The 26,353-nt window shown below is 71.8% G+C and carries 24 protein-coding genes; 17 read left to right on the top strand and 7 right to left on the bottom strand.

What is annotated here, in order from left to right:
* Positions 1–9: 9 nt before the first annotated feature.
* Entirely contained in the window at positions 10–1,158 is a 1,149-nt protein-coding gene (locus tag B7C62_33585) for a hypothetical protein (GenBank protein ID ARF77502.1), read from the bottom strand.
* A 171-nt stretch (positions 1,159–1,329) separates the two neighbouring features.
* Between B7C62_33585 and B7C62_33580 the strand changes: the two genes are divergently transcribed.
* Genes B7C62_33580 through B7C62_33570 form a run of 3 tightly spaced genes read left to right on the top strand, consistent with a single transcriptional unit; the run spans position 1,330 to position 4,159 of the window.
* Positions 1,330–2,166: a hypothetical protein gene (locus B7C62_33580; GenBank protein ARF76665.1), complete on the top strand. Its 837-nt coding sequence runs from the start codon at positions 1,330–1,332 to the stop codon at positions 2,164–2,166.
* Positions 2,163–2,675: a hypothetical protein gene (locus B7C62_33575; protein ARF76664.1), complete on the top strand. Its 513-nt coding sequence runs from the start codon at positions 2,163–2,165 to the stop codon at positions 2,673–2,675. The genes B7C62_33580 and B7C62_33575 overlap by 4 nt, the downstream gene beginning before the upstream one ends.
* A gap of 29 nt (positions 2,676–2,704) precedes the next feature.
* Complete coding sequence (locus tag B7C62_33570) at positions 2,705–4,159, top strand: hypothetical protein (GenBank protein ARF76663.1); 1,455 nt, start codon at positions 2,705–2,707, stop codon at positions 4,157–4,159.
* Positions 4,160–4,740: 581 nt separating this feature from the next.
* On the opposite strand, the gene B7C62_33565 is transcribed toward B7C62_33570, so the two are convergent.
* A complete protein-coding gene (locus tag B7C62_33565) occupies positions 4,741–6,225 on the bottom strand; it encodes a short-chain dehydrogenase (GenBank protein ARF76662.1) in 1,485 nt (494 codons plus the stop codon).
* A gap of 305 nt (positions 6,226–6,530) precedes the next feature.
* Between B7C62_33565 and B7C62_33560 the strand changes: the two genes are divergently transcribed.
* The 5 genes from B7C62_33560 (at position 6,531) to B7C62_33540 (ending at position 11,545) form a co-directional block, all read left to right on the top strand.
* Positions 6,531–7,427, top strand: coding sequence for a B/F/G family RNA polymerase sigma-70 factor (locus B7C62_33560; protein ARF76661.1), 897 nt, complete (start codon positions 6,531–6,533; stop codon positions 7,425–7,427).
* Between the two features lie 225 nt (positions 7,428–7,652).
* Positions 7,653–8,885, top strand: coding sequence for a fused response regulator/phosphatase (locus B7C62_33555; GenBank protein ID ARF76660.1), 1,233 nt, complete (start codon positions 7,653–7,655; stop codon positions 8,883–8,885).
* Positions 8,882–10,531: a histidine kinase gene (locus tag B7C62_33550; protein ARF76659.1), complete on the top strand. Its 1,650-nt coding sequence runs from the start codon at positions 8,882–8,884 to the stop codon at positions 10,529–10,531. The genes B7C62_33555 and B7C62_33550 overlap by 4 nt, the downstream gene beginning before the upstream one ends.
* Positions 10,528–10,971 carry a two-component system response regulator gene (locus B7C62_33545; GenBank protein ID ARF76658.1) on the top strand — a complete coding sequence of 148 codons (444 nt, stop codon included), beginning with the start codon at positions 10,528–10,530 and terminating at the stop codon, positions 10,969–10,971. The genes B7C62_33550 and B7C62_33545 overlap by 4 nt, the downstream gene beginning before the upstream one ends.
* A 97-nt stretch (positions 10,972–11,068) precedes the next feature.
* Entirely contained in the window at positions 11,069–11,545 is a 477-nt protein-coding gene (locus tag B7C62_33540) for an ATP-binding protein (GenBank protein ARF76657.1), read from the top strand.
* A gap of 56 nt (positions 11,546–11,601) precedes the next feature.
* Here the strand turns inward: B7C62_33540 and B7C62_33535 are convergent, their stop codons facing one another.
* Positions 11,602–12,783 (bottom strand): phosphatase, encoded by a 1,182-nt coding sequence (locus tag B7C62_33535; GenBank protein ID ARF76656.1) that lies wholly within the window; start codon positions 12,781–12,783, stop codon positions 11,602–11,604.
* Positions 12,784–12,869: 86 nt separating this feature from the next.
* Here B7C62_33535 and B7C62_33530 point away from each other — a divergent pair, with 86 nt between their 5' ends.
* Both B7C62_33530 and B7C62_33525 read left to right on the top strand, forming a co-directional pair.
* The gene (locus tag B7C62_33530) at positions 12,870–13,385 is read left to right on the top strand and encodes a MarR family transcriptional regulator (protein ID ARF76655.1); all 516 of its coding nucleotides are present in this window, start codon (positions 12,870–12,872) and stop codon (positions 13,383–13,385) included.
* Positions 13,386–13,646: 261 nt separating this feature from the next.
* Positions 13,647–13,970 (top strand): anti-anti-sigma factor, encoded by a 324-nt coding sequence (locus B7C62_33525; protein ARF77501.1) that lies wholly within the window; start codon positions 13,647–13,649, stop codon positions 13,968–13,970.
* Positions 13,971–14,022: 52 nt separating this feature from the next.
* On the opposite strand, the gene B7C62_33520 is transcribed toward B7C62_33525, so the two are convergent.
* Complete coding sequence (locus tag B7C62_33520; GenBank protein ID ARF76654.1) at positions 14,023–14,721, bottom strand: ferric iron reductase; 699 nt, start codon at positions 14,719–14,721, stop codon at positions 14,023–14,025.
* A gap of 264 nt (positions 14,722–14,985) precedes the next feature.
* Between B7C62_33520 and B7C62_33515 the strand changes: the two genes are divergently transcribed.
* Positions 14,986–16,155 carry a hypothetical protein gene (locus B7C62_33515; GenBank protein ID ARF77500.1) on the top strand — a complete coding sequence of 390 codons (1,170 nt, stop codon included), beginning with the start codon at positions 14,986–14,988 and terminating at the stop codon, positions 16,153–16,155.
* Here B7C62_33515 and B7C62_33510 read toward each other — a convergent pair.
* Both B7C62_33510 and B7C62_33505 read right to left on the bottom strand, forming a co-directional pair.
* Complete coding sequence (locus B7C62_33510) at positions 16,125–17,450, bottom strand: peptidase (protein ID ARF76653.1); 1,326 nt, start codon at positions 17,448–17,450, stop codon at positions 16,125–16,127. The genes B7C62_33515 and B7C62_33510 overlap by 31 nt on opposite strands.
* Positions 17,451–17,680: 230 nt before the next feature.
* The gene (locus tag B7C62_33505; protein ARF76652.1) at positions 17,681–17,992 is read right to left on the bottom strand and encodes a hypothetical protein; all 312 of its coding nucleotides are present in this window, start codon (positions 17,990–17,992) and stop codon (positions 17,681–17,683) included.
* 114 nt (positions 17,993–18,106) lie between these two features.
* On the opposite strand from B7C62_33505, the gene B7C62_33500 reads away from it, so the two are divergent.
* The gene (locus tag B7C62_33500; GenBank protein ID ARF76651.1) at positions 18,107–19,210 is read left to right on the top strand and encodes a LacI family transcriptional regulator; all 1,104 of its coding nucleotides are present in this window, start codon (positions 18,107–18,109) and stop codon (positions 19,208–19,210) included.
* Positions 19,211–19,245: 35 nt separating this feature from the next.
* Here B7C62_33500 and B7C62_33495 read toward each other — a convergent pair whose 3' ends face one another.
* Positions 19,246–20,592: a sugar kinase gene (locus tag B7C62_33495; GenBank protein ID ARF76650.1), complete on the bottom strand. Its 1,347-nt coding sequence runs from the start codon at positions 20,590–20,592 to the stop codon at positions 19,246–19,248.
* 141 nt (positions 20,593–20,733) lie between these two features.
* Between B7C62_33495 and B7C62_33490 the strand changes: the two genes are divergently transcribed.
* The 5 genes from B7C62_33490 to B7C62_33470 all read left to right on the top strand — a co-directional run bounded on the left by B7C62_33490 (position 20,734) and on the right by B7C62_33470 (position 26,270).
* Positions 20,734–22,044, top strand: a complete 1,311-nt coding sequence (locus B7C62_33490) for a sugar ABC transporter substrate-binding protein (GenBank protein ID ARF76649.1) — start codon at positions 20,734–20,736, stop codon at positions 22,042–22,044.
* An 11-nt stretch (positions 22,045–22,055) separates the two neighbouring features.
* A complete protein-coding gene (locus tag B7C62_33485) occupies positions 22,056–23,066 on the top strand; it encodes an ABC transporter permease (protein ID ARF76648.1) in 1,011 nt (336 codons plus the stop codon).
* Positions 23,067–23,118: 52 nt separating this feature from the next.
* Positions 23,119–23,958, top strand: coding sequence for an ABC transporter permease (locus B7C62_33480; protein ID ARF77499.1), 840 nt, complete (start codon positions 23,119–23,121; stop codon positions 23,956–23,958).
* A gap of 56 nt (positions 23,959–24,014) precedes the next feature.
* Entirely contained in the window at positions 24,015–25,373 is a 1,359-nt protein-coding gene (locus B7C62_33475; protein ARF76647.1) for a beta-glucosidase, read from the top strand.
* Positions 25,374–25,574: 201 nt separating this feature from the next.
* A complete protein-coding gene (locus tag B7C62_33470; GenBank protein ARF76646.1) occupies positions 25,575–26,270 on the top strand; it encodes a hypothetical protein in 696 nt (231 codons plus the stop codon).
* Positions 26,271–26,353 lie beyond the last annotated feature (83 nt).

Below are 26,353 nucleotides of genomic sequence, written 5' to 3'. Positions count from 1 at the left end.
GTGGGCCGGTCAGCCCGCGAACGGCTCGGGGATCTCGGAGTCCATCGGCTCGTCGGGCTCGCCGGGGAAGATCTGGGTCGGCTCGGGGACCGGGTCGGGCCCGTCCTCCTCCAGCTCCCAGGGCTCGTCGGTCGGCATGCCGTCGAAGTCGTCCGGCGCCTCGGTGCCGGGGTCGGGGTCCATGGGCGGCGGGCAGCCGGGCGGCAGCCCGGCCGGGTCGTCCGGGGACTCCGGGCACCGGGGCTCCTCCGGTTCGGAGGGGGCGGAGGCCGACGGGGTGGATTCGGGGGACGCCTCCTCGGAGGGACGGGCCGGTGACGGGAAGAGCAGGTCGTCGCTCGGTTCGTACGGCGGCGGGTCGTCCGGGGTCCGGTCGCGTCCGCCGCCGTCGCCGACGGTCCGCTCGATCCAGGTGTTGTCGGCGGCGTCCACGATGACCAGACCGGTGACCGGCTGGACGCTCGGCCCGACCGCCAGGATGCGGGCGGGGTCGTAACCGGGCCAGCGCTCGCCCCGGTGGGCCACCTGCCCCTTCGCGACCACCGGCGGGTCCAGCGGATTGCCGCAGGCGCAGCGGACCCTCGGCAGCCCCCGGCTGTCGGCGAGGACGGCGGTGCCCGCCTGGAGCACGGCCTGGAAGGCGGTGGCCTTTCCGGCGCTGTAGCCGTGGCTGGTGACCTGAGTGTCGGCGCGCAGGACCACCGGGGTGAGCGCCTTCAGGTAGCCCGGGATCTGTACGGCCTCGATGTCCGCCTCCCCGGCGAAGGCGCGGGCCTTGTCCCGGTCGGCGGTCAGCAGCCGGATCTGCTGCTCGACGTCGCAGGACGCCTCGGACCGGGTGCCGCCGTAGAGCCCGGGGACGGCGCCCGAGACCCGATGGACCGTACGGGTGGCGGACGCGCCGCCCTCCTCCGGACTCTCCGACCCCTCCGGTGAAGGGGTGGGGGACGGCGAGGGCGCCTCCCGGACCGTCGACTTGGTGAACGGTCCGGGGCCCGGGGCGGCGAGCGGCTGAAGGAGGACGTCCTCGGCCTCCGCGGTGCCCGTCGTGCCCTTGGTGGTGCGGTCGGCGGGGCTGTCGCACCCGGCGGCGGCGAGCAGGACCCCGGCGGAGAGTGCGGCGAGCGCGGCGCGCCGGAAACGTCTGGGTGAGCGCACGGAGCTCTCCTGACTGTCCATGACGAACGGATGGATCGTCACCATCTGTGCCGCACCGGACGCCGAGCCGCAAGCGGACACGGGGGCCACGAGCACCCGTCTTGAACACGTTCAAGAAAACCTCTACGCTCACCCCAGGAGTTGAACGCGTTCAAAGCCGGGGGTGGGGCCATGACCGTACTGGTCAACGTGATCGTGATGGTGGGCATGCTCGTCGTCGTCCCGGCGGGGCTGCGGCTGACCGGGCTGCCGGAGCTGGACCGTATCGGCAGGCTCTGGCCCCTCTTCGCGGTGCCCGGCGCGGTCGCCCTCTGGCTGCCGCGCTCCCCCGCCGCCACCGCGTTCGCCCTCTGCTACGCGCTGGGCACCGTCCTTCTCGCCCTGCACGCCCCGCGCCGCCTGATCCGGAGCCGGGACCTCTCCCCCGGCCAGGTCGCGCTGCTCACCGCGCTCGTCACCCCGGCCGTCGCGGCGCTCGCCCTGGTCGCGGAGCGCGCGGGCCACGAGCTGTTCGGCTTCGACCTGGAGATCCTCGCCCTGACCGTGCCGCACTTCCATTTCGCCGGTTTCGCCGCCGCCCTGGTCGCCGGGCTCGTCTGCCGGGTCTCCGAAAGCCGCGCGGGCCGGTTCGCCGCACTCAGCGTGCCACTGGGCACCCTGCTCGTCCTCGTCGGCTACTTCATCGGCGACTGGGCCGAACTGGCCGGGGCCGCGGTCCTGACGGCGGGCATGTGGACCGTCGGCCTGCTCACCTGGCGCCTGGGGCGCGAGCGGGGCCGGGACAGGACGACCCGACTGCTGCTGCTCACCTCCGCCGCCGTCCTGGTGGCCACCATGCTCCTCGCCCTGAGCTGGGCGATCGGCGAGGCCACCGGACTGCCCCACCCCACCCTGACCTGGATGGCCGCCACCCATGGCCTGGGCAACGCGCTGGGCTTCGCCCTCTGCTCGCTCCTCGCCTGGCAGCGCATCCGTGACCGCCACCCTTCGGAAAGCAGGACCGCATGAGCACGCTCACCTACCCCGAGACCGGCGCCACCCGGCTCGGCCCGCTCCCCCGGGGCTACCACCACCTGCACCACCGCACCCGGGTGGGCCGGGGCGCCGACGACTTCGCGGTGGCGGGGGCGGCCGTGACCGAGTGGCGGATGCACCGGGCCTCGGGAGCCCGGATCGACGCCTCGGCCCCGCGCGCGGAGCCCGGGGCGAGCGTCCGGGTGTCGCTCGGCGCGGGACCGGTACGGCTGACCGCGCCGTGCGAGGTGATCTGGACGGCGTACGGGGAGGAGGGCCGCACCGGGTTCGGCTACGGCACCCTGACCGGGCACCCGGAGAACGGCGAGGAGTGCTTCGTGGTGGAGCTGGCGGACGACGGCACGGTCTGGTTCACCGTCATGGCGTTCTCCCGCCCCGCCGCCTGGTACGCCCGGCTCGCGGGACCGCTCGTACCGCCCGTGCAGCTCTGGTACGCGCGTCGGCTGGGGCGGACGCTGCGCCGGCTCGTCGCGGCGGGCTGAACCCCGCCCACGGGCCGATACTGGCAGAGATGGAGTGGTTCTCCGCAGACGGCTACTGGCTGAGCAGGCTGGTCTTCCAGCGGACGCTGGCCGTGATCTACCTGGTCGCCTTCCTCTCCGCCGCGCTCCAGTTCCGGGCGCTGATCGGCGAGCGCGGCATCCTGCCCGTACCGGAACTGCTCCGGCGCACCCCCTGGAGGGCGGCGCCGGGGCTGTTCCGGCTGCACTACTCCGACCGGCTCTTCGCCGCCGTCGCCTGGAGCGGCTGCGCGGTCTCGGTGGCCCTGATCGCCGGGCTGGACGGCCTCCTTCCGCTCTGGGGCGGGATGCTGCTGTGGGCGCTGCCCTGGGTGCTGTACCTGTCGATCGTCCAGGTCGGGCAGGTCTGGTACGGGTTCGGCTGGGAGTCGCTCCTGCTGGAGACGGGGTTCCTCGCCGTCTTCCTCGGTACGGGGGACACCGCGCCGCCCGTGCTCGTGCTCTGGCTGCTGCGGTGGCTGCTGTTCCGGGTGGAGTTCGGCGCCGGGCTCATCAAGCTGCGCGGGGACGCCTGCTGGCGGCGGCTGACCTGTCTGGACTTCCACCACGAGACCCAGCCGATGCCGGGGCCGCTGAGCTGGTTCTTCCACCGGCTGCCCCGGCCGGTGCACCGGGCCGAGGCGGCCGCCAACCACGTCACCCAGCTGCTGGTCCCGTTCCTGCTGTTCACCCCGCAGCCGGTGGCGAGCTGCGCGGCGGGCCTGATGGTCCTCACCCAGCTCTGGCTCGTCGCGTCGGGGAACTTCGCCTGGCTGAACTGGCTGACCATCGCACTGGCGCTCTCGGTGATCGACTGGACCCCGCTCGCCGGGCGGCCGCCCGACCTGGCGGCACCGCCGCTCTGGTACGAGGTGGCCGTCATCGCGGTGACGGCCCTGGTGCTGGTCCTCAGCTACCGCCCGGCGCGCAATCTGCTCTCCCGCCGTCAGGTGATGAACCGCTCCTTCGACCCCTTGCACCTCGTCAACACCTACGGTGCCTTCGGCTCCATCAGCAGAATGCGGCTGGAAGTGGTGGTGGAGGGCACGGCCGATCCGGTCGCGGACGAGGGCGCGGAGTGGCGGGAGTACGGTTTCCGCGGCAAACCGGGCGATGTGCGGCGGCTGCCGCGCCTCTTCGCCCCGTACCACCTGCGGCTCGACTGGATGATGTGGTTCGCGGCGCTCTCCCCCGCGTACGCGCGCTCCTGGTTCGGCCCGTTCACCGAGCGGCTGCTGCGCGGCGACCGGGACACGCTCCGGCTGCTGGCGCACAACCCGTTCCCGGACGGCCCTCCCGTCCACGTGCGCGCCCGGGTGTTCCACTACCGGTTCACGGATCTGCGGGAGCTGCGGGCCACCGGCAACTGGTGGGACCGCACCTGTGTCCGGGAATTCATGCGGCCCGTGTCCCGGCCGCTCCCACCGGGGCGGGAGGGCCGGGACACGGGCCGTGAACAGCGCTGAAGCGGCCTGCGGAAGGGGCCCGCGGAAGCGGTCAGTCGATGCCGGGCAGGATGTGCGGCTCGGCGAGGTCGTCCTCGTAACCGGCCAGCCGGATCGGTGCGGACCTGGCCCACACCTCGATGTTCCGGAGCTTCTGGGGCCGGGCGGTCCGCTCCCCGTACCGTTCGGCGGGGCGCTTCTCTCGCATCGTCAGTTCTGGTGTCGTCACCGCGCACTCCTCTGTGTCGCGTCGCCCAGGGCGTCGCCGGCGCTCCGGCTTCGGTGCCGGAGACCGACCACCCCGGGCGGGGCAGGGATGGGGATATGTCGGTCGCGGTGGCGCCGTGTCGGGGCGGGACGGCGGTCGGGTTGCAGACCTGTCCCGGGACGGTCGGGGAACCTTCGTGGGCTCCTCGATGGCGTCCGTTCGCCTCAGAGTAACCAAATGAGCGGCTCCACGCTCGATAGAACGTGTGCAGTGGGTCACTTTCGGCCACTTCGGACAGCGAAAACCCGGCCCAGGAACCATCCTGGGCCGGGTCTGCGGCCACCGCACGGAAGGTGCGGTTCCGGTTGGGCCGGCCGGGGCCCGTTCGCTCCGTCTACCAGTTCGCGGGGGCGTAGTCCTTGAGGAAGCAGCCGTAGAGCGCTTCGCCGCCCTCGCCGCGCACGATCGGGTCATAGACCCGGGCCGCGCCGTCGACGAGGTCGAGCGGGGCGTGGAAGCCCTCCTCGGCGAGGCGCATCTTGTCCGGGTGCGGGCGCTCGTCGGTGATCCAGCCGGTGTCCACGGCCGTCATCAGGATGCCGTCCTTCTCGAACATCTCCTGGGCGCTGGTGCGCGTGAGCATGTTGAGCGCGGCCTTGGCCATGTTGGTGTGCGGGTGACCCGCTCCCTTGTAGCCCCGGCTGAAGACGCCCTCCATCGCGGAGACGTTGACGACATAGGAGTGCTTGGCGGCCGTCGCGGCCATGGCCGGGCGGAGCCGGCTGATCAGGATGAAGGGGGCGGTGGAGTTGCAGAGCTGGACCTCGAGGAGCTCGATCGGCTCGACGTCCTCCACCGTCTGGACCCAGCTGTTGGTGTCGTGCAGGTCCGGGACGAGGCCGCCCGCGTCGATCGCGGTGCCCGCGGCGATCCGGGCCGGGGATGCGGAGCCGGTGACCAGCGCCAGGTCCGTGACCTCCTGGGCGCTGAGGCCCTCCTTGCGGGCGGCGGGCAGGGCGGCGACGCGGTCGACCGTACCGCTGTTGAAGGTGCCGATGACCTCGGCGGCGGGCAGCGCGCCCGGGGGCAGCGGGGCGGACTCGGCGGCCACGAGCTCGCTGTACGCCTGCGGGGACCGGCGTACCGTCTGGGCCGCGTTGTTGATCAGGATGTCGAGCGGGCCCTCGGCGGCGACGGAGTCGGCCAGCGCGACGACCTGGGCCGGGTCGCGGAGGTCGATGCCGACGATCTTCAGCCGGTGAATCCAGTCGGCGCTGTCCTCCATCGCCTTGAAGCGGCGGATCGCGTCGTTGGGGAAGCGGGTGGTGATGGTGGTGTGGGCGCCGTCGCGCAGCAGCCGCAGCGCGATGTACATGCCGATCTTCGCCCGGCCGCCGGTGAGCAGCGCCCGGCGCCCGGTGAGGTCGGTGCGGGCGTCGCGGCGGGCGCGGTTCTCCGCGGCGCAGGGCTGGCAGAGCTGGTGGTAGAACGCGTCCACCTCGACGTACCGGGTCTTGCAGATGTAGCAGGACCGGGGGCGCTGGAGTATCCCGGCGATCTCGCCGACGGTGGAGGAGGAGGGCAGGACGCCCTGGGTCTCGTCGTCGATGCGCTCGGCCGAGCCGGTCGCGGTCGCCTCGGTGACGGCGCGGTCATGGGCGGTCTTGGCGGCCCGGCGCTCCTGGCGGCGGCGCTGCTTCACGGTCCGGTAGATCCCGGCGGTGGCGCGGCGGACGGCGATGGCGTCCGGGTGGTCGACCTCGATCCGGTCGAGCTCGTCGAGCACGCTCAGGCAGACGGCCAGCCGCTCCGGGTCGATACCGGGACCGAACTCGTCGGTTCCGGGAGCGAGCTCCGGGCTGTCCTCTGTCACCGTCATGGCCGTTCCTCTGTCATCCATCTTCTCGCGTCTTCTCGCCGCGGATCGTGGATCACCGCAGGCCGAAACACCCCGCTCAAGTTTGCCATGCGCGCGAGGCTGCTCCGCTCGGGTCCGTCCCGGGGTCCGTCCAGGTCCGTCCCGGGGTCCGCCCGGGGTCCTTTCGGGCGGGCGCGGGGCCCGGGTCCGGGGGGCCTCAAGAAGTTCCGGGGGAATCTCAAGAAGTTTTGCGGAAGGCAGGCATGACTTCGGAATGACCGGGAAGGCGACCGTCCGACACATTGGGTGACAGGGAGGGTGACACCATGACGGCGATGTCTGTGCGAGCCACCGGAGCGACGGCGCCGATGGGCGACGAGCTCACAGGCGCGCGGACCGACGTCGGCGCCGAGGAACTGCCCTGGGTCGAGGACGCCGGGAAGGTCGCCCCCAAGGACGCGCGGGCCCTGTCCAAGGTCTTCTTCGACCGCCTCCAGGTTCTGGAGGAGGGCACCCACGAGTACCAGTACGCGCGCAACACCCTGATCGAGATGAACCTCTCGCTGGTCCGTTTCGCCGCGTCCCGGTTCCGCAACCGGGGCGGCGACGACACCGAGGACATCATCCAGGTCGGCACGATCGGGCTGATCAAGGCGATCGACCGCTTCGACCTCTCCCGCGAGGTCGAGTTCGCCACCTTCGCCGTCCCCTACATCGTGGGCGAGATCAAGCGCTTCTTCCGCGACACCACCTGGTCCGTGCACGTACCGCGCCGCCTCCAGGAGCTGCGGGTCGACCTCGCCAAGGCGAAGGAGCAGCTCTCCGCCGAGCTGGACCGCGACCCCACGGTCAAGGAGCTCGCCGCCCACCTCGACCTGCCCGAGGAGGAGATCATCGAGGGGCTCGTGGCCGCCAACGGCTACTCCGCTGGCTCCCTCGACACCCCCTCGGCCGACAGCGAGTCGGGCAAGGAGCAGCGCGCGTACGCCGATGTGCTCGGCGAGAACGACCCGGCCATGGAGACCGTCGAGAACCTGCACACCCTGGCACCGCTGCTGGAGCAGCTGGACGACCGGGAGCGCCGGATCGTGCAGATGCGGTTCGGGGCCGAGATGACGCAGGCGCAGATCGGTGCGGAGCTGGGCGTCTCCCAGATGCATGTGTCGCGGCTGCTGACCCGGATCGTGAAGCAGTTGCGCAAGGGGATGAGCGTGGAGGCGTGAGCCCCCGCACCCCCTGAACCGAACCAAGGGCTCCGCGCCCCGCCGTTCGTCCGGTCGGGCACCCGGGAGGGTGCCCGGCCGCTCCTGTCCGGGCGGCGCCCTGCGGCATCTGCCGGGGCCGCCGATCACATATGCTTCCCGACGATCGGCCGGATGGTCCGAACCCGGTCGTCCGAGGGGGTGGAGGGGTTGGCCGAGACACCCATGGGCATGTCTCTGAAACCTGTGGGCACCGCCGGCATCCCCGCACAGCAGGAGGCCACCGGGGACTCCTCCCCCAGCGCCCTGCTGTGGAACGTCGACGCCACGATCCTCCTGGTGGAGGACGACGCGGGTGACGCGCTGCTGGTCGAGGAGATGCTCACCGACAGCGAGCTGGACTCCGCCCTCACCTGGCGCAAGACGCTCGCCGAGGCCCGCGCCTTCCTCAACACCTGCGCCACCCCGGTCTGTGTCCTGCTGGACCTGCACCTCCCGGACGTCCACGGCCTGGACGCCGTACGCCAGATCCTGGAGTCCGACAGCGACGCCGCGATCGTCGTCCTCACCGGCCTGGAGGAGTCGGGCACGGGGCTGCGGGCGGTCGCCCAGGGCGCCCAGGACTACCTGGTCAAGGGCAGGCTGGACCCCGAGGTGCTCTCGCGGGCGATCCGCTACGCCCTCCAGCGCAAGGAAGTGGAACGGGCGGCGGCGGCGCTGCGCTCCAATCAGCTGATCGCCCAGGAGAACGCCCGCCTGGAGCGCGGTCTGCTCCCCGTCCCGCTGCTGCGCGACGACCGGTTCCGGGCTCGCGCCCGGTACGAGCCGGGGCGCGTCCACGGGCTGCTGAGCGGTGACTTCTACGATGTCGTGCAGACCTCCGACGGCACGGTCCACGCGGTGATCGGCGATGTCTCGGGGCACGGTGCGGCGGAGGCCGCGCTCGGGGTCTGCCTGCGGGTGGCGTGGCGTACCGCCGTGCTGTGCGGGACCTCCCACCTGGAGCAGATCGAGCTGCTGGAGGAGATCCTGGTCGCCGAGCGCTCGGACTCGCATGTCTTCGCCACCGTCACCTCCCTGGCCTTCGCGCCCGACGGGCGCAGCGCGCAGATCGTGCGGGCGGGCCACCCCGGCCTGCTGCTGCGCCGGGGCGAGAAGGTGCACTGGGTGGAGCCGGAGGGCGGTATGGCGCTCGGGCTGCTGCCCGGAATGGGCCGGTGGCAGACGGTCGACCTGCCGCTGGAGCCCGGGGACGGTCTCGTCCTCTTCACCGACGGCCTCTTCGAGGGGCGCAACGGCCCGGAGAGCCGTCTCGGCGAGGACGGGCTGCTGGAGATGGCGCGGGCCCACGGGCAGCTGCCGGGCCGCCGGTTCGTCGACGCGCTGGTGGCGGGAGCCGCCGAGGGAGCCGCCCCCTACGGCGGCCTTGCGGACGATGTGGCCGTCCTGCATCTGGGCTGGGGATCGGAACTTTCATGAACACGCGACAGTCCACGGGTACGGGAGCGACGGCGGGCGCCCGGCGCGCCGGCCTGGCCGCCCGGCTCTCGGTGCAGAACTGGGTGCATCTGATCCTCGGCGGTTTCGTCGTGGTCGTCTGCGCCTGCCTGGTGATCGGCGGGCTCGTGCTGGCCCGGATGTCCGACCGCACCACCGAGCTGGTCGACCGAATACAGCCCGCCCGGTCGGCCTCCTTCCAGCTCCAGAACGCGCTGCTGGACCAGGAGACCGGGGTCCGCGGTTTCGCCCTGACGGGCGACGACTCGTTCCTCGAACCCTATGAGGCGGGCAAGGTGGCCGAACGGGAACGGCTGGCCCGGGCCCGGCAGCTGGTCGGCGGGCAGAAGCAGTTCGCCGAGGACCTCGACGCCATCGAGACGGCCGCCCGGCAGTGGCGGAAGAACAAAGCGGAGCCGCTGCTGCGGATCGTCCGCGAGCAGGGGCCGAACGAGTCCGGTACGGCGGCACAGCTCCAGAGCAGCAAGGCGGACTTCGACGAGCTGCGGCGGGCCTACGGCACCCAGCAGGACCGTCTCGCCGAGGCCCGGGACACCGCACGGGCCGAGCTGAACGACGCCCGCACCACCCGCGACCAGGTGCTCGTCGCGCTGGTGGTCGTCTTCGTCCTGACCGTGGTGGCGCTCAGCACGCTGCTCCACCGGGTGGTGGGCGTTCCGCTGAACCGGCTGCGGGTGGCCTCGGAGCGCGTACGGTCGGGGGCCTTCGGCCAGCGGATCGAGGTCAAGGGGCCCTCCGACGTCCAGGCGGTGGCCGGGGCGGTCGAGGACATGCGGCGGCGGCTGGTCGACGAGCTGGACGGGGCGCAGGGCCGTGAGACCCTGCTCGCCGAGCAGACGGAGGAGCTGCGCCGCTCCAACTCCGAGCTGGAACAGTTCGCGTACGTCGCCTCCCACGACCTCCAGGAGCCGCTGCGCAAGGTCGCCTCCTTCTGCCAGCTCCTGGAGAAGCGGTACGGCAACGAGCTGGACGACCGGGGCAAGCAGTACATCGCCTTCGCGGTGGACGGGGCCAAGCGGATGCAGGTGCTCATCAACGACCTGCTGACCTTCTCGCGGGTGGGCCGGGTCCACGAGGGCTGGAAACCGGTCGATCTGGGCCGGTCGCTGGACCGTGCGCTCGGCAATCTGACGCTGGCGGTCGAGGAGTCCGGGGCCGTGGTCGAGCGGCCGGACACACTGCCCGAGCTCGTCGGGGACGGCACGGCGCTCACGATGGTCTGGCAGAACCTCATCGGCAACGCGGTCAAGTTCCGCCGCGCGGACGTGGAGTGCCGGATCACCGTCGCGTGCGTACGCGAGGACGAGAGCTGGCATCTGACCGTCTCGGACAACGGGATCGGGATCGCGCCCGAGTTCAAGGACAAGGTGTTCGTGATCTTCCAGCGGCTGCACGCGCGCGACGAGTACGAGGGGACGGGCATCGGCCTGGCCCTCTGCCGGAAGATCATCGAGTTCCACGGTGGCCGGATCTGGCTGGACGCCGATCCGGGCGAGGGCACCCGCATACACTTCACCCTGCCTGCCGCGCCCGAGGCGCCTCAGCACACCACGGCGGAGCTCCTCGCTCCGGCCCTGACCGCCAGCCAGCCGGGAGACCCTTCGTGAACAGCCCCGTACAGCCCATCGAGGTCCTCCTGGTCGAGGATGATCCCGGCGACGAGCTCATGACCCGTGAGGCGTTCGAGGACAACAAGATCCGCAACACCCTGCACGTCGTGCGCGACGGCCAGGAGGCGCTGGACTTCCTCTACCGGCGCGGCGAGTACGCCGACGCCCCCCGCCCCGACCTGGTGCTCCTCGACCTGAACCTGCCCAAGTACGACGGCCGGCAGGTGCTGGAGCAGATCAAGGGCGACCCCGAGCTGTCGCTCATCCCCGTGGTCGTGCTCACCACCTCCTCGGCCGAGGAGGACATCCTGCGCAGCTACAAGCTGCACGCCAACGCGTATGTGACCAAGCCGGTGGACCTGGACCAGTTCATCGCGGCGGTGCGCCAGATCGATGAATTCTTCGTGACCGTGGTGCGGCTGCCCGGACGTGCGTAGGATCGGTCCGGACTGCCTGGAGTGGGAACCTTCGACGCGGGTAGACGAATGGCGGAAACAGGGTCTCCGACCTCACTGCGGCGCCTGGCTGGAGCACATGAACAAAGAGGTCACCTCACCACCGGAAGACCCCGGTTCGCCGCCGGTGGACCCCAGTCAGGGCCCGCGGTCCACCGAGGTGCTGCTCAGCGCCGAGGTCTTCGACGGCGAACCGGGCTGCATCGCGCTCGCGCGTGCCCTGGCGGACCGTTTCCTCACCCGGCTCGCGGTGGAGTGCCTGGCGCCGATCGGTGAGCACACGCGCAGCGATCTGATGCTGGCCGTGAGCGAGCTGGTCACCAACGCCGACCGCTACAGCCACGGCCCGTACCTCCTGGAGCTGGAGGGGAACGCGCAGCTCATCAGCGTCACGGTGTATGACAGCAGTACGGCGATGCCCGTGCTGTACGGCCCCGACCCCTCCCGGCTGGGCGGGCACGGCATGGAGATCGTCGTGGCCCTGTGCGACCGGCTGACGGCTGAGCGGGTGCCGGTGGGCAAGCGCATCCGCGCGGAGTTCCAGCTCTCCACCTGACGTGGATACGGCGATGGCCCCGTGCACGTGTGCGCGGGGCCATCGGCGTGCCCGGATCAGCTGCCGCCGTCGTCGTCCTGGCGGCCGAACCAGTCCAGGCAGACCACCAGCGCGTCGTCGAGCGTCTCCGTGACGCGGTATTCGGCCAGTTCGCCGAGGATCGCGCGCGGGACGGTGGCCGCCGGGAGCAGCCGCGTCGACTGGATGGCCCGGGCCAGCGCCCGGTCCCCGTACGCCTCCCCCGCCGGGGACACCGCCTCGTAGACGCCGTCGCTGAGCAGCAGCAGCCGGTCGCCGGGCTCCACGTGGAACTCCTGGACCGTGTAGTGCGACTCCTCGAACATGCCGAGCGGAAGCTGGGCCTCCAGCTCCATGCGCCGGACGGTGCGGCCCCGCTGAATCCACAGCTGGGGCGATCCGGCGTCGACGACGCCGACCCGGCCGGTCGCCAGCTCGAAGCGGAGCAGCAGGGTCGAGACATGGGAGGCACCCCGGTGCTGGTCGTACAGCGCCTGGTCGGCCAGGGCCGCCTGGTCCGCGATGCCGATACCGGCCCGGCGGGCGTTGCGCAGGGCGTTCACCGCGAGATTGGTGAGCAGGGACGCCTGTATGCCCTCGCCCATGCCGTTGGTCACCGCGAGGGTCAGCTCGTCGGCGTCCGCCGCCCAGTCGAAGTTGTCGCCGTGTATGGAGTACGCGGGCTCCAGCTGGGCGCCGATGGCGAACTCGGCGGCGGTGCAGGCCCGGGCGGGCAGCAGCTGCCACTGCATCTCGGCGGCCAGGGTGAGCCGGGTGGTGCGCCGGGCGCGCTGGTAGACGTCGGTGTCCCGTTCGGCGACCAGGATCTCGTGGCCCAGCAGGTCGGCCACATGCGTCAGCTCGCCCACCAGGTCCGGGGCCGACCGCTCGGCGGGCAGCCGTACGGTGAGGATGCCGAGGCGTTCACCGCGTACGGTCACCGGGAGGTAGTGGTCGACCGCGTCGCCGTGCCTGACCTGCTGCTCACGGGGCTCCTGGCTGCCGAAGGCCCGGCCCTCCGCGCTGTTGTGCAGGGAGAGCGGCTCCTCCTCGCCGTCGGGCGGCCCGAGGCGCTTGAGGACTCGCAGACCGTAGTCGGCCAGATGCAGCTCCACCGCCAGCGCTCCGTAGGCGTCGGCGAGCAGGGTGCGCAGCGTTTCCAGCAGCGCGTGCGGAGCGGCGGCCCTGACGGCCGTCTCGATGTCCGGTCTTCTGTTCACGGTCTCTCGTGCATTCTTCGTCCTGCGACGTGGTAGGGGGCGGAGGCGGGCTGACAAGCGGGGTCGGCGGATGACACAGTGGACAGATGCCCCACACCGCACGCCGCCCGCGCACCCGGGCAGAGGTGTCCGCCGACGCCTCCGCGGCCTCGGAGCTGCTGGAAGTGCTCTGGGGCCGTGGCCAGGAAGCAGCCGCTTCGGGAACCGTATCGCCCTCCCAGCTCCGGGCCCTGCTCGTGATCGAGAAGCAGGAGGGCACCAATCTGCGCTCGCTCGGCGAGGCGCTGGGCTCGCGGCCGCCGTCGGTGAGCCGGCTGTGCGACCGCATGGAGGCGATGGGTCTCGTCCAGCGGGCGCCGAGCCCGACGAGCCGACGCGAGGTGGAGCTGCGGCTGAGTCTGCGTGGCCGGGCCCTCCTCGAAGAGTACCGGGCACTGCGGGCCCGCGAGGTGAGTGCCGTACTGGAACGGATGGAACCGGCCGCCGTGGCCGCGCTCGCGGAGGGCCTGGCGGCCTTCCACGCGGCGGCTTCGGAGCGGCTCTCGCCGGAATCGGGTGCGGCGGGCCCCCTGCTCCGCGATGATGTCGCCGACAGCGCCTAGCCTCATCCAGCCCCTGCTTCCGCTTGTCCCGGGCGGGTCACCGCCGACGGCTGGTCCTCCAACCGTTGCGGATCAGATTGTTACCCAATGGAGAATGTTGTCAAATGGCAACTGTTCCTTCTATCGTTACGGTCGTACCCCGCCGTGAGCAGGGACGGAAGATGCCGACCCGTCCGGCACATCGGCGTCCGTCGTCCGACCGAACCGCCCGAGGTGCCTTCCGTGCAACCACCGCCCAGCGAAGACAGAGCAGTCAGCGTCATCACCCGTCAGGAACGGGGCGCTCTGGTCCTCACCGTCTCGGGTGACCTCGATATCGACAGCGTCCCGCCGCTCGGCCGGGCTCTGGAAGCAGCGGCCGGGGAGGGCACCGGTCCCGTGGTCGTGGACCTCTCGGGCGTGGGCTTCGCCGACTCCACCACGGTCAACGTGCTGCTCCAGGGGCAGACCGCGCTGGGCGGCCGGCTGCGGCTCGCCGCGCCCTCCTCGTTCGTCCGGCGGCTGATCGGGATGATCGGCCTCGACAGCGCGATCCCCGTCCTCCAGAACGTCGACGAGGCCATAGACGCGCCGCTGCCGTCCTGACCCTCCCCGCGTCCTCCCAGCCGGGTGGTCCGTGGCCGGGCGCGGCTGCCGACTACCCGGCGGCCGGTCCCGGGGCGCGGTCGAAGACGCAGTCGCCGCAGAGCCCGCCGCCCGGACAGCGCCAGTACAGACAGCAGCTGCGCCGCCGGAACTCCGGGCCGTGCGGGGAGCCGGTGGAGCGCAGGTCGGGGTGGTCGAACAGCTCGGCCGCCAGCGCGCGGGCCCGCCGCGCCACATCCGGCCGCCCGTTCCCGCGCGACCAGGCGACCAGCTCGCGTACGGCCCCGGCGAGCGCGGACCCGGCGTTGCCCCGGAGCAGCTGCGGGGAGATGTTCCCGTCGCGGCGGACGGCCTCGGCCAGCGGCACCAGGTGGCCGTACTGGACCTGCTCCCGGATGGCCCCGGCCGTCCCGGGCAGCTCGCCGGGGTCCGCGAGCCACAGATCGTCCGGCGAGGTGTGGAGCGGGTCCCAGTGCAGGGCGTCCGGTACGAGGACGGGGATGCGCCCGAAGAGCGCGGCCGGGCCCAGCGCGATCGACCAGAGGCGGGCGGCGAGGCCGAGGTGGGCGATGGAGGCGGCGACACGGCGCTCGGGGGCGGCCAGCCGCGCCGCGACCCTGTCGACCCGGGCAGTCAGGGGCGCGGTCCCGCCCGCGTACAGCTCCGCCAGCGGCCGGTGGGCGCCGCCGGGCACCGGAGCGGTCCGCAGCGCGAAGAAACCGCCCACCGACGCCGTCTGCGCCAGGTCCATGCACCCGCTCCTCACTCGCCGCTGTCACCGGAGACCCGCCGCGGCCGCCTGAGCGGCGCCGGAGTGCGGCGGTCGTCCGGCGACCGGGTGTACCGGCTCCGCGGCTCACCGTATCCGCCGGCGCACAACTTCTGACGGCCGGGTGCAGGGGGGCTACCGTCGAGGGGAGGACCTTGATCCTCCGTCCGTACTACTGGGGCAGTACGCGACATTGACGTCTCAAGGACGACGACGTGGGGCCCCGGACGGGACATCGTGGTGTACATGAGCTCCCTCGCGCTGTCCGTGCTGCTGTCACTGGTCTCCGCGGTCGCGTACGCGGCCGGGGCGATCGTCCAGGAGCGGGTGGCCGCGCGCGGTGACAACTCCCCGCACGCCCTGGTGCGCAACGCGGTCTGGTGGGTGGCCGTGCTGCTCAACGGGGTCGGCGCGGTCCTGCACGTGGTGGCCCTCGCCTACGGGCCGCTCAGCCTCGTGCAGCCGCTCGGCGGGCTGACGATCGTCTTCGCCCTGCCGATGGCCGCCCTGTTCGTCGGACGGCGGGCCGGGGCGACGGCCTGGCGCGGGGCGCTCATGGCGACGGCCGGTCTCGTCGGGCTGCTGGCGCTCACGGGCAACGCCGAGCCGCACACGCTGCGGGGCCCCGAGCAGCTGGCGCTGGCCGCGGGGACCTTCGGGGCCCTCGCGGTGCTCACCCTGTTCGCCCGGGCGGTGAGCCGGCCGGTGCTGCGGAGCGCGGTGCTGGCCACGGGCGCGGGGGTGGCGTTCGGGATGGCCTCGGTGTTCACCAAGACCGTGGCCATGGAGTGGACGTCCGGTTCGGTGCGCTCGGGGCTGCCGACGCTGCTGGTGATCGCCGTGCTCGCGGCGGCGGGCCTGCTGCTCGCCCAGGCCGCCTACCGGGGTGCGGGGCTCGCCGCTCCGCTGGCGACGGTGACAGTGGTCAACCCGGTGGTGGCCGCCGCGATCGGGATCACCCTGTTCGGCGAGCACTTCCGCCACGGCTGGACGGGCACGGTCCTCGCGCTCGCCTGCGGGGCGCTGGCGGCGGGCGGTCTGGTGCTGCTGACGAAGGAGCGGCTGAGCGCGGAGCAGACCGCCGCGAGGCTGCGGCTGGAGCGTACGGCCGAGGCGGTCGCCCGGGCGGCGGGGGCCTCAGGGGCCGGGGTCTCAGGGGCGGAGGGCGCCGCAGGGACCGTAGAGGGTGCGGGTGCAGGTACGTGGGCGCGGTCCGGCGGCGGGTCGGCCGCCACCGGGTCCACCGGGTCCACGTACGTTCCGCCGCTGTCCGCGCCCCTGCGGCCGGGCAGCGCGGTTCCGCGTGTGCGGTTCGGCGGCCCGCGCCGGGCGGGGCGGGGCCGCCGGGGTGAGCCGGCCGCCGCCCCCGGGCCGGAGCGGACGGTTCAGACCCTGACGCCGCCTGCCCGCAGGTAGGCGAGCGGGTCGATGTCGGAGCCGTAGCCGGGGCCGAGGCGGACCTCGAAGTGCAGGTGCGGACCGGTGCTGTTGCCCGTGGACCCGGAACGGGCGATGCGCTGTCCGCCGGAGACCGACTGCCCCTCGCGCACATTGAGCGCGGAGAGGTGGGCGTACTGACTGAACTTGCCGTCCTCGTGGCGGATGACGACCTCGTAGCCGTACGCCCCGGCCCAGCCCGCCGAGACGACCCGGCCGGGGGCCACGGCCTTCACCGATGTGCCGGTCGGTACAGGGAAGTCGACGCCCGTGTGGTAGCCGCTGGACCAGGAACCGGCCTGCCGGTACGCGGTTCCGGTGGCGGCGGTGACGGGGGCGCTGAGGCCGGAGCGCTGCGCGGCGGGCTGGGCGGGGGCCTGCTTCGGCTGCTCGGGCGCGGCCTTCTTCGGCTCCGTCTTCTTCGCTTCCGCCTCGGGTGCGGCGGCCCGCTGCTCGACCGTGCGCGGCTCGGCCTTCCTGGGCTCCGCGGCCTTGGGCTTGGCCGCCGTCCGCCGTTCGGGGGCCTCGGGAGCCTTGGAGGTCTTCGGGGCTGTCTGCGTCCCCTGCCGCGGTGCGGGCTTGCGGGAGCTCGGCCCGTCGCCGCCGCGCGGCGTGAGGCTCAGCCGCTGGCCGGGGAAGATCAGGTCGGGGTCGTCGCCGACGACCGTACGGTTGGCCTCGTAGAGGCGCTGCCAGCCGCCCCGGACCCGCTGGGCGTCCGCGATCCCGGAGAGGGAGTCGCCGTTCGCGACGGTGTACGCGTCACGCTTTCCCGGTACATGCGTCGGTGTGGCGGCGGGCGCGACCTTCGGCTGCCGGGGCGGGGCGCTCTGCGGCGCGGCGGCCTGGACGGGCCGGTTGCCCGCGCTCTGCGGGGCGGTGCCGGGCGCGTCGCCGCCCCGGGTGAGCCCGGCCCGCACGGAGCAGGTCGGCCAGGCTTTCGGGCCCTGGCCGTCGAGCACCCGCTCGGCGATGGCGATCTGCTGGTCCCGGGTGGCGAGATCGGCGCGCGGCGCGTACTGCGTACCGCCGAAGGCCGCCCAGGTCGAACCGCTGAACTGGAGCCCGCCGTAATAGCCGTTGCCCGTGTTGATGGCCCAATTCCCGCTGGATTCGCAGGCGGCGACCTTCTCCCAGACCTCCCCGGATGCGGCTCCCGCCGGGGAGGCGGCGATGAGCGGGAGCGCCAGGCCCGCGCCGCCCGCCGTGACCGTGAGCGAGGCACGGTTGATCCGGCTGGGCTGATATCTGCGGTGCCGACCGGTTGCGGCCATAGCTGGGCTCCCCCACTGGCGTTGGGACACGTCGCAAGCGGCAACGTAGGGCGGCGCGGAGAGTGATCACAAGGGAAAGGCGATAGTCGGCCGCCGACACCGGTTCTGTGGCTGGATTCCGCCCCTGTGGCCCGATTCGGTACCGCCCGAACGGGCCTTGCGCCGGGGCGGTCAACGGGCCTTGCCCCAGGGCGGTTCGGGCCCCCGGCGGCAGATCCGTCCGCGACGGCTCAGAACGCGTCCAGGGACTTGTCGAACACACCGCCCAATGCCCCGTACGCGCTGCAGCGGACCGAGTGCCTCGCCCTGCGGCGCAGGCCGAACCCCACGGTGAGGAACAACGCGAAAAGCCCACCGATGACCATCGCCACGACCGGGTTGTAGACGAAGTACGCGAAGCACGCGATGCCGGTCCACACGAGGATCGGCAGGAACGAGCCGCACAGCACCATCCAGAGCCTGATCCGGTCGGCTCCCGACGGCAGCAGACCCTTGTGGAACACCTCGATGTGATTCCTGGTCACACAGTGTTCGGGTCGCATGGAGCCATCAGATCACAGGCGGCAGGCGGCTCGGCAGTCCGCCGGCGGTCACGATCACCCCGAACTCCCGCCGACCCATGGAGAGCGCTCTCCACCGGTGCTATAAAGGCGCTCATGACGGATGACCGGCGGTCGGCAGGCACACCCACCCTGGAGGACGTGGCGCGCGCGGCCGGAGTCTCGCGCGCCACCGTCTCCCGGGTCGTCAACGGCGTACGGAACGTCGATCCGGCCATCCAGGAGGTCGTACGGCAGGCGGTCTCCGTCACGGGCTACGCGCCGAACCGGGCGGCCCGCTCCCTGGTGACCCGGCGCGCCGACGCCGTGGCCCTGGTGGTGTCGGGGGCGGGCACCGAGGCGGAGGCGGGCCAGGAGGACTCCGTCCCTCAAAGGTTCGGGGGCGCGCCCGGGGGCCCGGGCTCCTCCTTCACCGCGCAGGTGTTCGCCGACCCGTTCTTCGGCCGGGTGGTCACCGGAGTGGTCGACTACCTGAGGCCGCGCGGGATGCATCCGGTGCTGATGTTCGCGGAGACCGCGCGGGCCCGCGACGAGGTGGTGGCGTATCTGCGGCAGGGCAGTGCGGACGGGGCGCTCATCGTCTCCACGCACGCCGAGGACCCGCTGCCCGGCCTGCTCACGGAGGCGGGACTCGCGGCGGTGCTCTACGCGCGCCCCGCGCGCCCCGTCCGGATCAGTTACGTCGACCTCGCCCACCAGGACGGCGCCCGGCTCGCGGCGGAGCACCTGCTGGCGGTAGGCCGCCGCCGGATCGCGACGATCAGCGGGCCGCTGGACGTACCGGCGGGCCAGGCCCGGCTGGCCGGTTTCCGGGACACGATGGAGCGCCACGGGCACCCGTACGTCCCCATCGCCGAGGGGCGGTTCACCCAGGAGAGCGGCGAGGCGGCGATGGGGCGGCTGCTGGCGGAGCATCCGGATCTGGACGGGGTCTTCGCCGCCAACGACCTCATGGCGATGGGGGCCTGCCATGTGCTGCGGGAGCACGGGCGCCGGGTGCCGGAGGACGTGGCGGTGGTCGGCTTCGACGACAGCAGCGCGGCCCTGGCGTGCCGGCCGCCGCTGACCACGGTCCGCCAGCCGGTGGAAGCGATGGCCGCCGAGATGACCCGCCTCCTCCTGGACCGGCTGGCCCGCCCCGGCTCCCCCGCCACCTCGGTCATCTTCGAACCGGAACTGGTGGTACGGGCGTCGGCGTAGGAGCCCCCTTCCGCTCCCTGCCCGGGGTGGAGCCGTCAACTCGCCGTCGTACGGCTCCGGTTGCGTACCGTCTCCGTCGCCGTCCGCGCGGGCGCGCCATGGCTCTCCGGGCGGGTGCCGGGGGCCGGGCGGCTGCCGCCCCGGGTGAGGAAGTCGGCCAGCGGGAGCGTGGCGGCGCCGACCGTGACCGCGTCCGGGCCGAGGCGGCCCATCTCGATGGTGGTGCGGGCCGCCGCGTGGCGCAGGGCGTACTCGTCCGCGTACCGGCGGATCTCGGGAAGCAGGTGGGGGCCGAGCAGTAGGCCCGCCCAGCCGCCCAGCAGGACGCGTTCGGGCAGGAAGAGGTTGACCAGGTCCGCGAGGGCCGCGCCGAGGCATTCGGCGGTCTCGTCGAGGAGGGAGAGCGCGGTCCCGTCGGGGGCGGGGCCGCCGGGCGGGGGGTAGGCGGCGGCGAGGAGGGCGGCGAGGGCGGTCTCGTCGTCGGCGTCCTCGGGGAGCGGGCCGCCCGCCTCGCGCCAGCGTTCGCGCAGCGCCTCCGCGCCGGCGTACGCCTCCAGACAGCCGATGGAGCCGCAGCGGCACCGGCGGCCGCGCAACTGGACGGTGGTGTGGCCCCATTCGAGGGCGAGGCTCGTACGGTCCTCGGCGAGGATGTCGCCGTGGTCGACGCAGGCGCCCACCCCGGAGCCGATGAGCGCGACGGCGGCGGTGCCCGCGCCCCGCCCGCCGCCGAACCACATCTCGGCCCGGCCGAGTGTCTTGGCGCCGTTGTCGATGAAGAGGGGCACCTCGGGGGGCACGTCGACGGCCTCGCGGAGCAGTTGCTCGAAGGGGACCGCGTGCCAGCCGATGGTCTGGCCGTGGACGACCGCGGTGCGCCGTCCGTCGGGCCCTTCCGGCCCTTCGCGCTCGATGATGCCGGGGACCCCGATGCCGATGCCGAGCAGCCGGTGCGGGTCGGCCCCGGCGTCGCGCAGGACATCGGCGACGCCCGTACGGACGTGGGCGACGATGCGGTCGACGTCGTAGCCGTGCTGGGCCAGCAGCCTTTCGGTGCGGGCCAGTTCGGTGAGGGAGAGGTCGAACAGCTCGACGCGGACCCGGGTCTCCCCGATGTCGATGCCGACCAGCAGCCCGCCGTCCGGGGCGACCCTCAGCAGGGTGCGGGGGCGGCCGCCGTCGGAGTCGACGATGCCCGCCTCCTGGAGGAGGCCCTCGGCGGAGAGCTCCGCGACGACGTTGCTGATGGAACCCGAACTCAGCCCGGTGGCCGGTCCGAGCTCCTGACGGCTCAGCGGACCGTCGAAATACAACCGTTGCAATACCCTCGCCCGGTTGCCCCGCCGCAGGTCACGCACGGTTCGTCTGTTGCGCTCGGCCATGGTGCTCCTTCCCGTTCAGGAACATACCCGGTCCCAGACCTTGACGCGACCTTCCCTCACCTCTTAAATCACGGCATAAATTAAGTCATGGAGGCCGTTCGGTTCCCGAACGCAGCCACCCCCGGAAAGGGGCCACCTCACATGCGTCACGTCAGAGCCGCAAGCGCCGTCACCCTCGCCCTCGCCATCGCCGCGGCCGCCACCGGATGCGGCGGCGGATCGACCGGCACGGGGTCCAACGAGTCCCCGAAGACCCTCACGTACTGGGCCTCCAACCAGGGCCCCAGCATCGAGGCCGACAAGGAGATCCTCACCCCTGAGCTGAAGAAGTTCGAGAAGGAGACCGGGATCAAGGTGAAGCTGGAGGTCGTGCCGTGGGCCGACCTGCTGAACCGCATCCTCGCCGCCACCGCGTCCGGTCAGGGCCCGGACGTGCTCAACATCGGCAACACCTGGTCGGCCTCGCTCCAGGCGACCGGCGCGCTCCTGCCGTGGGACGAGAAGAACTTCGAGGAGATCGGCGGCCGGGACCGCTTCGTCGACTCGGCGGTCGCCTCGGCCGGCAAGGAGGGCGAGCCGCCCGCCGCCGTACCGCTGTACTCGCTGGCGTACGCCCTCTACTACAACAAGAAGATGTTCGCCGACGCGGGCATCGAGAAGCCCCCGGCCACCTGGGACGAACTCGTCGCGGCCGGACAGAAGATATCCAAGGGCGGCAAGTGGGGGCTGGGCGCCGAGGGCGGCAACGTCTCCAACAACATCCACCAGACCTTCGTCCTCGGCCAGCAGCACGGCGCCGACTTCTTCGACAAGGACGGCAGGGCGACCTTCACTTCGGACGGTGCCGTCGCCGCCGTGAAGCAGTACATCGACTTCATGGCCAAGGACAAGATCATCGCTCCGGGCAACGCGGAGTACGCCCAGAACCAGTCGCTCACCGACTTCGCCAAGGGGAAGACGGCGATGGTGCTGTGGCAGGCGGCGGCCTCCACCTTCGCCGCCCAGGGCATGAAGCCGGAGGACTGGGGCGCGGCCCCGGTGCCGGTCCCCTCCGGCACCCCGGGTACGGGCAAGCAGGTCAACTCCATGGCCGCGGGCATCAACATCGCGGTGTTCAAGAACACCAAGAACATCGACGGCGCGAAGAAGTTCGTGAAGTTCATGACCGGCGACGAGCAGCAGAAGCACCTCAACAAGACCTACGGGTCGATCCCGCCGGTCAAGGCCGCCCAGGCGGACGCGGCGTTCGGCGCCCCCGACCTGAAGGTGCTGCGCGACACCCTCGCCACCAGCGCCGCCCCGCTCCCCCAGGTCCCCAACGAGTCGCAGTTCGAGACGGCCGTGGGCACCGCGGTCAAGGAGCTGTGGGCGGACGCCGCCGCCGGGCGCCCGGTGACGGAGGAGTCCGTCCGGGCACGCCTCGAAAAGGCCCAGCAGACGATGCAGCAGTGAGGCCCTGACCCATGACCGCCACCGTCACCGAACCCCGGGCCGACACGTCGGCCGCCAAGGGTACGAGCCGGGGCACCGGGGGTGCGCGCAGGAGACTGCCGCGCATCCCCGACCGGGTCCGCCGAGGCGGACTGCCCTACCTTCTGCTCCTGCCCGCCGTCCTGCTGGAACTCCTCATCCACATCATTCCGATGATCATCGGGATCGTGATGAGCTTCCGTCAGCTCACACAGTTCTTCATCAACAACTGGGGCGCGGCGCCCTGGACCGGCCTCGACAACTACCGCATCGCCGTCGACTTCGACGCGCCGATCGGTGAGGCCCTGCTCCACTCCTTCTTCGTGACCTGCGTCTTCACGTTCTTCTCGGTCGGGTTCGCCTGGCTGCTGGGGACGACGGCGGCGATCCTCCTCCAGGAGAGCTTCCGGGGCCGGGGCATCCTGCGGGCGGTCTTCCTCGTGCCGTACGCCCTGCCGGTCTACGCCGCCGTCATCACCTGGGCGTTCATGTTCCAGCGGGACAACGGCCTGATCAACCACGTGCTGCACGAACAGCTCGGCATCATCGACGAGCCGTCGTTCTGGCTGATCGGCGACAACAGCATCTACACGCTGATCATCGTCTCGGTGTGGAAGGGCTGGCCGTTCGCCTTCCTCATGCTGATGGCGGGCCTTCAGAACATCCCGCGTGAACTGTACGAAGCCGCCTCGATCGACGGCGCCGGGATCTGGCAGCAGATCCGCCGGATCACCCTGCCCTCGCTGCGCCCGGTCAACCAGGTGCTGGTCCTGGTGCTCTTCCTCTGGACGTTCAACGACTTCAACACGCCGTACGTCCTGTTCGGCAGATCGGCGCCGGAGAACGCGGACCTCATCTCGATCCACATCTACCAGTCCTCGTTCGTCACCTGGAACTTCGGCACCGGCTCGGCGATGTCCGTCCTGCTGCTGCTCTTCCTGCTGCTGGTGACGGCCGTCTATCTGATCCTCACCTCGCGCGGAAGGAAGGGCGCCGATGTCTAGCCTCACGCGGACCCCGGGCGCCGCCCGCTCCGGGTCCCGGCCCCGCTCCCCCATGGCCGCGCCGCAGTCCTTCCTCTGGACCCGCCGCATCGTCCTCACGCTGCTCGCCTGCTTCGTCCTGCTGCCGGTCTATGTGATGGTCAGCAGCTCGCTGAAGCCGCTCCAGGACGTGTCGGGGAAGTTCCAGTGGATTCCGTCCACGCTGACGGTCCAGCCCTACTTCGACATCTGGAAGACCGTTCCGCTCGCCAAGTACTTCGTCAACTCGCTGATCGTGGCGAGTTCGGCGACCGTGCTCTCGGTGACGATCGCGGTGTTCTCCGCCTACGCAGTGAGCCGCTACCGGTTCCGGGGCAAGCGGGTCTTCACCGTCACGGTGCTCTCCACACAGATGTTCCCGGGCATCCTCTTCCTGCTCCCCCTGTTCCTCATCTTCGTCAACATCGGCAGCTCCACCGGCGTCGCCCTCTATGGTTCACGCGGCGGCCTCATCCTCACCTATCTGACGTTCTCGCTGCCGTTCTCCATCTGGATGCTGATCGGGTACTTCGACTCCATCCCCAGGGATCTCGACGAGGCCGCCCTGGTGGACGGCTGCGGACCGGTGGGTGCCCTCTTCCGGGTCGTCGTACCGGCCGCCGTGCCGGGGATCGTCGCCGTCTCCGTCTACTCGTTCATGACGGCCTGGGGAGAAGTCCTCTTCGCCTCCGTCATGACCAACGACGCGACCCGCACCCTCTCCGTCGGCCTCCAGGGATACGCCACGCAGAACGACGTCTACTGGAACCAGGTCATGGCCGCCTCGCTCGTCGTCAGCATCCCCATCGTCGTCGGCTTCCTGCTCCTCCAGCGCTACCTGGTCGCCGGACTCACCGCGGGAGCCGTCAAGTGACCTCCGCACGTCAAGTGACTTCCGTACGTCGAGTGCCCCCCGCAGAAAGGCTGCACGTGACCGAGCTCAACGCCTTCCCGGCCGACTTCACCTGGGGCGTCGCCACCGCCGCGTACCAGATCGAGGGAGCCGTCACCGAGGACGGCCGCTCGCCGTCCATCTGGGACACGTTCTCGCACACCCCCGGCAAGGTGGACGGCGGCGACACCGGTGACACCGCCTGCGACCACTACCACCGGACCGGCGAGGACATCGGCCTGATCAAGCAGGTCGGCGCGGACGCCTACCGGTTCTCGATCGCCTGGCCCCGGGTCGTGCCGGGCGGCGACGGGCCGGTCAACAAGGCGGGCCTGGACTTCTACGACCGGCTGGTGGACGGGCTCCTGGAGGCCGGGATCACCCCGTTCGCCACGCTCTACCACTGGGACCTGCCGCAGGTGCTCCAGGACCGGGGCGGCTGGACCGTACGGGAGACCTCCGAGCACTTCGCCGCGTACGCCTCTCATGTCGTCGAGCGCCTGGGCGACCGGGTCAAGGACTGGGCGACGCTCAACGAGCCGCTCTGCTCGGCGTGGATCGGACATCTGGAGGGCCGGATGGCCCCGGGCCTCACCGACCTCACGGCCGCCGTCCGCGCCTCGTACCACCTGCACCTGGGCCACGGCCTCGCCGTGCAGGCCATCCGGGCCGCCTCCTCGGACGCCCGGATCGGCATCGTGAACAACCTCAGCCCGATCGAACCGGCGACCACGAGCGAGGCCGACCTCGCCGCCGCCCGCCGCGCCGACGGCCACATCAACCGCTGGTGGCTGGACCCGGTCCTGGGACGCGGCTACCCGCAGGACATGGTCGAGCTGTACGGGGTCGAGCTGCCGGTCCGCCCCGGCGACCTGGAGACGATCGCGGCCCCGCTGGACTGGCTGGGACTGAACTACTACTTCCGGCAGTTCGTCACCGCCGACCCGACGGACCCCGCTCCGGGGTTCACACAGGTCCCGGCGACCGGCGGACGCCACACGTACATGGACTGGGAGGTGTACGCGGACGGGCTGGAGCAGCTGCTGCTGCGGCTGACCGAGGAGTACGGCGTCGAGCGCGTCTACGTCACCGAGAACGGCTCGGCCTACCGGGACACCGTCGCGGCCGACGGCTCGGTCCACGACCCGGAGCGCGTCCGGTACCTGGAGGAGCACCTCGCCGCCTGCGCCCGCGCGGTGGCCAAGGGGGCACCGCTGGCCGGGTACTTCGCCTGGTCGCTGCTGGACAACTTCGAGTGGGCGTACGGCTACGACAAACGGTTCGGCCTGGTGCACGTGGACTACGCGACCCAGCGCCGTACGGTCAAAAGCAGCGGGCGGCGGTACGCGGAGCTGATCCGGGAACACGCGGAGCACCACGCGGGGCTGGTCGCCTGAGCCCCCCGCTCCCCCGCCCGCAGGCCCCCGGCCGTGGTGGTTCGCCACCGCGGCCGGAGGCGTTCGCGGACCCGGGTGGGCCCCGGGGCGGCGGCCGGCACGGGGAATCCGCAGCGGTCGGCACCGGGGCCGGAACCGCGTGCTTCGGGCCGGGCCGCCGCTTGACAGGCGGCAGGCCGGGTCGGCGGGCACCATGGACATATGTACCGCTCGCGCAGTCTCTCCTGCGGCGTACTCACCGCCGGTCTTCTCGCGGCCGCCGCCTGTTCCACCGGCGCCCCATCGGCCGCGACATCCTCGGTGGGCGACGTCACCCCCGTTGCCGCGGAACCGTCCTCCGACGCCACTCAAGGGGCGCCTCCCGGAGCCGAGATCCTCGGCTCCCCTGCCCAGGGCGAGGCTTTCGACGTGACCGTGATCGCCTCGAACACCACGGACGACCCGAGCCGATGGCGGTTCACCGTCACCGATGTGACCTGCGGAAAGCCCCTTGACCCCGCGGTGATGGCGAAGGCCGCCGACTCGGTCGGCGCTTCTGCGTCGGCCCCGGCTCCGGAGCCTGGCAAGCAGTTCTGCGTCATGGCCATCGACGTCGAGAACATCGGCAAGAAGCAGGACTCCTGGAACACGAGCGGCAACGTCAGCCTGAATGTCGGCGACACCCGCTACACCCAGACGCAGACCGACGACGAGTACGCGCTCGACTACGCCCAGTTCTGGAACGACAAGACCAGCACGGTGGCCACTTTCGGTGTCAACCCGGGCAGCAAGGGCCCGACCCACGGCGTCTTCCAGATCCCCGTCGGGGACAAGCCCAGCACCGCCTGGTTCACCTCCGGTACAGCCATCGACACCATCGACGGAGCCGAGCCCGGTTACCTCGTCACCCTGAAATGACGAAAACCTCAGGCGGAGGAAGTCCTCGGCGGCCACGGACATTCGGTGTCCGTGGCCGCCGAGGACCGTCCCGCCGCACCGGC

The sequence above is a fragment of the Kitasatospora albolonga genome, from assembly GCA_002082585.1.
GTDB lineage: Bacteria > Actinomycetota > Actinomycetes > Streptomycetales > Streptomycetaceae > Streptomyces > Streptomyces stephensoniae.
This window is presented reverse-complemented; position numbering and strand designations above follow the sequence as displayed.